The 6,737-nt window shown below is 61.8% G+C and carries 6 protein-coding genes; 1 reads left to right on the top strand and 5 read right to left on the bottom strand.

The features are described 5' to 3' along the window. Both PDO_RS19130 and PDO_RS19125 read right to left on the bottom strand, forming a co-directional pair. A partial coding sequence (locus PDO_RS19130; RefSeq protein ID WP_007605793.1) for an ABCB family ABC transporter ATP-binding protein/permease occupies positions 1-1,475 on the bottom strand: 1,475 nt, incomplete at its 3' end. Positions 1,476-1,600: 125 nt separating this feature from the next. Next, positions 1,601-3,649 carry an Ig-like domain-containing protein gene (locus PDO_RS19125; RefSeq protein WP_007605791.1) on the bottom strand — a complete coding sequence of 683 codons (2,049 nt, stop codon included), beginning with the start codon at positions 3,647-3,649 and terminating at the stop codon, positions 1,601-1,603. 157 nt (positions 3,650-3,806) lie between these two features. Here PDO_RS19125 and PDO_RS19120 point away from each other — a divergent pair, with 157 nt between their 5' ends. Further along, positions 3,807-4,427: an LOG family protein gene (locus PDO_RS19120; protein ID WP_037074681.1), complete on the top strand. Its 621-nt coding sequence runs from the start codon at positions 3,807-3,809 to the stop codon at positions 4,425-4,427. 18 nt (positions 4,428-4,445) lie between these two features. Here PDO_RS19120 and PDO_RS19115 read toward each other — a convergent pair whose 3' ends face one another. The 3 genes from PDO_RS19115 to PDO_RS19105 all read right to left on the bottom strand — a co-directional run bounded on the left by PDO_RS19115 (position 4,446) and on the right by PDO_RS19105 (position 6,725). Further along, a complete protein-coding gene (locus tag PDO_RS19115; protein WP_007605787.1) occupies positions 4,446-4,775 on the bottom strand; it encodes a DHCW motif cupin fold protein in 330 nt (109 codons plus the stop codon). A 21-nt stretch (positions 4,776-4,796) separates the two neighbouring features. After that, on the bottom strand, positions 4,797-5,705 hold the full coding sequence (gene rarD / locus PDO_RS19110; protein WP_007605786.1) for an EamA family transporter RarD: 909 nt from the start codon (positions 5,703-5,705) through the stop codon (positions 4,797-4,799). Positions 5,706-5,819: 114 nt separating this feature from the next. Beyond that, positions 5,820-6,725, bottom strand: coding sequence for a LysR substrate-binding domain-containing protein (locus tag PDO_RS19105; RefSeq protein WP_007605785.1), 906 nt, complete (start codon positions 6,723-6,725; stop codon positions 5,820-5,822). Between the last annotated feature and the right edge of the window lie 12 nt (positions 6,726-6,737).

Below are 6,737 nucleotides of genomic sequence, written 5' to 3'. Positions count from 1 at the left end.
GTGCCGTAGCCGTCCGGCAATTCCTTGATGAAGTGGCCGATCTGAGCAATTTCCGTGGCCTGCTCGATGTCCGCGTCACTTGCGCCGGGGCGACCGTAGCGGACATTGTAGGCGATGGTATCGTTGAAGAGCACGGTGTCCTGCGGCACCATGCCGATGGCGCTGCGCAGCGACTTCTGCGTCACGTCGCGCACATCCTGGCCGTCGATAGTGATCGAACCCTGCTGCACGTCGTAGAAGCGGTAGAGCAGGCGCGAGATCGTCGATTTTCCTGCACCCGACGGGCCGACAACGGCGACCGTCTTTCCGGCCGGAACCTCGAAGGAAATACCCTTGAGGATAGGCCGCTCGGGGTCGTAGTGGAAATGCACGTCCTTGAAGGCGATCGCGCCCTGGCCGATGACGAGCGGTGTCGCCTCGGGACAGTCCACCACTTCCGCCTCGACCTCGAGCAGATCGAACATCTGTTCGATATCGGTCAGACCCTGGCGGATTTCGCGGTAGACGAAGCCGATGAAGTTGAGCGGCATGGCCAGCTGCATCAAAAGCGCGTTGACGAAGACGAAGTCGCCGATCGTCTGCTGGCCGCTCTGCACGGCAAGGGCGGACATCACCATGATCACGGCGGTGCCGACGCCGAAGATCACGCCCTGGCCGAAATTCAGCCAGCCTAGCGAGGTCCAGACCTGGGTCGCCGACTTTTCATAGCGCTCCATCGACTGGTCGAAGCGCTTGGCTTCCATCTCTTCGTTGCCGAAATATTTCACCGTCTCGAAGTTCAGCAGGGAATCGATCGCCTTGGTGTTGGCGTCCGTATCGCTGTCGTTCATCGCCCGGCGAATGCCGATGCGCCAGTCGCTGGCGCGGATGGTGAACCAGATATAGGCCCAGACGGTGAAAGCAGTGATGGCCAGATAGGAGAAGCCGTAGCTCCACCAGAAGATGGCAGCCGTCAGCAGGAATTCGATCAGCGTCGGAATGGAATTCAGGATGGTAAAGCGGACAATGGTTTCGATGCCCTTGGTGCCGCGCTCGATGATCCGCGACAGGCCACCGGTCTTGCGCTCGAGGTGAAAGCGCAGCGACAACTGGTGCATATGCACGAAGGTGCGGTAGGCGAGCTGGCGCACGGCATACTGGCCGACACTGGCAAACAGTGCGTCACGCAGCTGGTTAAGGCCGACCTGGGCAATGCGGGTCAGATTGTAGAGAACGACCAGCACGACCGCGCCCAACAGGAAGGTCGGCAGCAGCCCGACCATGTCGAGCTTGCCGTTCAGTGCATCGGTTGCCCATTTGAAGAAATAGGGCACCAGGATCAGCACGAATTTGGAGATCACCAGGAAAACCGTAGCCCAGACGACCCGCATCTTCAGGTCCAGCCGGTCGGAGGGCCACATATAGGGCCAAAGGTTGACCAGCGTATCCATCGGATTGCTGGAATCCGCCGAAACGGTCTTCTTCTTGGTTGCCATCGGCCGAGCCCCGTCGTGATCGCATGCAGATAAAAAGCGGCGACCCGTTGGGGCCGCCGCTTGGCATCACATAAGTTCTGTGGTCGCCGATTGCAATGATCGGCGAAGGCTAGCGCGACAAACGCTCAGTTGATCGCCTTGTCGTGAAGCCGCTTGCGGTGGATCTCCTCGGCGTTCGGCAGTGCCTCCGACGGAACCGTGAAGATCTGGCCGGGCTCGATGCGATCCGGATTGCGGATCTGCTCCGCATTGGCGAGGTAGATGGTCGTGTAACGCACGCCCTGACCGTAGAGGCGGCGCGAGATCTGCCACAGCGTATCGCCACGGCGGATGATCACGCTCGACTTGCTCTCGGCCAGCGGTGCCTGCTCGATCACCTTCGGTTCGCCGGAAGTGCTTGTGGCGCTCTCGGTGGCCGTTGCCAGCGTGGTGATGACAGGAGCCTCCATCGCCATGACCGGGGCGGGAAGCGGAACGGCCAGCAGGTCGCGGATCATGCCGACGATCTTCGGAAGCGCTGTGCCAAGCCCGCCGATGTCGCCGGGCTTGATGCCCCGCAACGCGGTCAGGGCTTCGCGGGCCTTGGTCGCACTCATTGCGACCTGCTCGCTCAATTCCGCAGGCGCTGCTGCCGTTGGACGGAAATCGATGATCGACTGCAGGCCGAATTCGGTCGCCGATCGGGCCGCGGCGACCTGTTCCAGCACCGGCATCTTGCCGTCGGCATAGAGGCCCTCGAGGATAGTCAGGCCCTTGGTCAGAGCCATGCGCAGGCGTTCGAACTCGGCCAGGTCCGGGCCGGCCTTCGCTACGGCATCAATGGCGCCGGGCGTCTGTGCCACGACGGAGACCTGTTCGCCCTCCGGACGTTCGAACGGCACGGAAGCGCGCACGATGACCTTGCCGGCCGTGTCGAGCAGTTCGACCTGGATGATGTGACTGCCGACCGAAAGTTTCACTTCGCCTTCGATGATGAAATTGCCGCTGGCATCAGCGGTAATCTGGCCGATCAGCGTCTTGTCGGCAAAACCACGCACGGTCGAGCCGGCCGGTGCCTTGCCGGCGACGAAGATCTTGTCGCCTTCGATTTCGACAGCGCTGACCTGAACTTCGGCAGCCCCTGTGACCGGTGAGGAGGCAGCGCCCGGATCGGCAGACGCGACATCGGTGCTGGCCACGGCCGGTGTGGAGATGGACGGGTCCGTCGATGCGGCCGGTGCCGCAGTGCCATCGGGCGCTACTGGCGCAACCGGGAGCCGTCCCTGAGTGGCGGTCTTGGTCGAGGGTGCTGTCTGGCCCGGAAGCGTGATCAGCCGGCTGGCTTCGCCCGGCTTCGACACCATCGCCAAAAGTTCGCCCTTACCGCCTTCAGGCACGGAGATTGTGGCAACTTCGTCCGAGGTCACGACCTTGCCGTTCAGATCGGTCGCGCGCAGTTGCAGCGAATGATCACCGGCGGCAAGCGGATTATCCAGTACGGCGGCGAAATCGCCCGTGCCATCGACGGTCAGCGACGAAATCACCGTGTTGCCGTTGACGATCTCCACCTTGGCGCCCGGTGCGGCATTGCCGGCAATCACGGTCGAGCCATCCGGTTCGACGCGCAATACGTCAAAGCGCGGCACGGCGGAACCGGCGTCGCTCGGCGCTGCCACCGTCTCGACCGGCTTGCCGAGCAGGGCATCCTTGATCGAACCGATCATGCTGGCCGCCTTGGCCGGGTCGGCTGGCAATTGCTGGATGATGGCCAGTGCCTTTGCCGCATCGGCCTGCGCCGTCTTCAGCGTACCGGCGATCTTCTCGTCCAGGCCATCCGGAATGTCGATCGCAGCAAGTGCAGTGATCGCAGCCTGGGCAAGTGTCTTTGCCGCGCTATAGGCTTCAACGCCCGGTGTCCGTCCGTCGGCAAACAGAGCCGAGATGCCATCCACCGCCTTGACGGCTTCGGCCTTGAGGCGGTCCATCTTTTCGCTGGCGACCGTGGCCATGTCGCCGGCGACGGTCTCGGCTGTTGCGGAGGCCTGGTCGGCGATTGCCTTTGCCGCATCGGTGGCGGCTGTCACCGTCGGCGCGGATGGATCCGTTGGATTGAGGCGGGGCATCACGACAAACACCATCAGCATGGTTGCGATGGCAAGGACGAACAGGACCAGCCAGAGGGCGCGGTTCTTCATATCAACGGTCTCCTAGCGGTAAATCCGCCATATCCATTGGAATTGCTAGCGTTATCCGATGTCTAGGACAAGCGGGGCCGTGTGATTCTGGCCGAATGCACAAGGGTTTTTAGCCAATTTTGTTGACCTGACCGGCGGCAAATAGTCTTTTGTGGGTATGACAGAGCATAACACCACGATTCGATCCGTTTGCGTCTATTGCGGCTCCCAGCCTGGACGCGATCCTGCTTTCATGGAAGCCGGTCGCCAGTTGGGCCGATCGCTTGCCGAAAATAACATCCGCCTGATCTATGGTGGCGGTACCAAGGGCATCATGGGTGCCGTTGCCGCAGGCGTTCTGTCCGCCGGCGGGAAGGTCACAGGCATCATTCCCGAATTCCTGGTCGACATGGAGGCGACACGCCATTCACTCGGCCAGCTCAGCGAGCTTATTATCACGCAGGACATGCACGAGCGCAAGCATGCCATGTTCGAGCGCTCGGATGCATTCGTAACCCTTCCGGGCGGCATCGGCACCCTGGAAGAGATCGTCGAGATCATGACCTGGGGCCAGCTCGGCCGGCATGCCAAGCCGATGGTCTTTGCCAATGTCAACGATTTCTGGAAACCGATGCTGGAACTGATCGACCATATGTCGGCGGCCGGCTTCATCCATACGGCGCACCGCGTCCGCCCGCTGGTTATCGATCAGGTCGCGGATATCGTTCCGGCGATCATCGACCGCTGGGACATGAGCGCCAATCCTGAAGGCGAAGCGGCGATTATTTCCAAGCTTTGAGGCTCGGGCCGGGCTGTATCAGTCGACGATGAACAGCTTGGCGCCGACCGCAGTCGATGAGCGATGCGGCTCGGTCTTGTCGGCAACCTGATAGCTCATGCCGGGCTTGAGAACGAAGACGCGACCGTCTTCAAGCTCGGTTGTCAGTTCTCCCTCAAGGCAGAGCAGGATATGGCCTTTCACGCACCAGTGGTCGGCCAGATAGCCGGGCGTATACTCGACGATGCGCACCCGGATGTCGCCGAAATGGCGCGTCTGCCACGTCGCCGATCCGGTCTCGCCCTTGTGTTCGGTCTTTTCGACGGAGGCCCAGTCGGTCGTGCCGAATGGTATGTCGCCGATCTGCATCGCTTGTCTCCGCAATAGTTCTCAGCGCGCGCGGTAGTCGCGCAGCATCGACCACGAATAGATGAACAGTGCCGCCCAGATCAGCGGGAAGGCGATCATCTTTGCCGTGCCGAAGGGCTCCTTGAAGATGAACACCGCAATCAGGAAGATCATCGTCGGCGCAATGTACTGCATGATGCCGATGGTCGACAGCTTCAGAAGCTTTGCGCCATTGGCATAGAGGATCAGTGGGATCGCGGTGACCAGGCCGCTCGCCGCCAGAAGCACGGTGTCGCTTGTGTTGGTGCCGAAATGCGCTTGTCCGGTCATCGCCAGATAGATGACATAGCACAGAGCAAACGGAGCCAGCAGCAGCACTTCCAGCAGGAAACCCTGGTTCGGGCCGATCGGAAGCGTCTTGCGGAAGAAGGCGTAGAGCCCCCAGGAGAAGGTCAGGCAGAGGGCGACGATCGGCAGGCGGCCGGCATCGACCGTCAGGATGACGACGGCAATGACTACCAGCGCCAGCGCCGCGATCTGGGCGGGTTTCAGCTTTTCCTTCAGCAGGACGGCGCCGAGAAAGACGGAAAACAGCGGATTGATGAAATAGCCAAGCGCCGTATCCAGTGCATGGCCGGCGCCGATTGCCCAGACATAGATGCCCCAGTTGATGCTGATCAGGAAGGCGGTGACGGCGGCCATGCCCAGCATGCGCGGGCTGCGGAAGGCGAGCTTCAGGTCGTCCATGCGCCGGAGTGCAAGTAGGATGAGGCCGGCAACCGGAACAGACCAGAGAATGCGGTGCGCGATCACCTCCGTCGGCGAAATATGCCCGACAGCCTTCATGTAGAGAGGCAGGAAGCCCCAGAGAAAATAGGCGGAGAGGGCGAAAGCGAAGCCGCTGGCCGAGTCTTCATTTTTTGCCACCGGCGCGGCGTTTTCGGTTGCCATGCTATTTCCTCCGTCAAAGTCACCGCATTAGTCAAACGGCCCGTGATGGACAAATTCATTCCGTTGATGGTTGTTTCAGTCTGATGACAGCGGACGGCCGGTTTTCGGGCGACTTTACGATATCCGCCCATACTGGGCGAGGAAGTCCAGCATCACCCGGATGCGTGCCGGCAGATGCCCGCCCTGGCCGACATAGACGGCGTGGAAGGGTTCGCTGCGCCTTGTGCGCGGGTCGTCGAGCACGACAACCAGCCGGCCCGCCTTCAGGTCTTCTGCCACGGTAAAGCGGGCGAGTTGCACAAGACCGGCACCGCCAATGGCGAAATGCCGGAGCGCTTCGCCGTCGCTGGCACTGACACGGCCGGTCACGGGCACCTCGACGATTGCATCGCCCTGCGGCGCGGACCATTCGCGGTGCACCCGCACATAGCCGAATCCCAGCCGACTGTGGCGCTCTAGGTCGGATGCCGTTTCCGGAACGCCGTGGCGCGCCAGATAGCCGGGCGAAGCGACGATGACCAGCGGCGTGTCGCCGAGTTTGCGTGCAACCAGGCTGGAATTGCGCATGTCGCCGGCGCGGATGGCGATGTCGGCCCGCTCTGCCAGCAGGTCGACGACGAGATCGGTCTGGATGACCTCGACCGAAATGCCCGGATAGAGATCCAGGAATTGCGCAAGTATCGGCGCCAGCACATGCGTGCCATAGGATGCGCTGGTATTGATCCGGATCAGGCCACGCGGATCGTCGAGATTGGCGGCACTGCGTTCGGCCTCCTCGATGTCGGCCAGAATGCGCACCGAGCGCTCGTAGAATACCCGGCCCTCGGGCGTCAGCAGCAGTTTGCGGGTGGATCGGTTGACCAGCCGCGTACCGAGCCGCGTTTCCAAACGAGCGACGAGCTTGCTGACCGCCGATGGCGTCATGCGAAAGAAGCGGGCAGCGGCCGAGAAGCCGCCTTGCTCCACCACCTGCACAAAGACGTCCATTTCGCCGGATCTGTTGATGTCCTGCCGCGCCATAGTGTGAATTCA

It is taken from the genome of Rhizobium sp. PDO1-076 (genome assembly GCF_000247475.1).
Lineage (GTDB): Bacteria > Pseudomonadota > Alphaproteobacteria > Rhizobiales > Rhizobiaceae > Allorhizobium.
The sequence above is the reverse complement of the archived record's forward strand: the minus strand, read 5'-3'. Positions and strand labels throughout refer to the sequence as shown.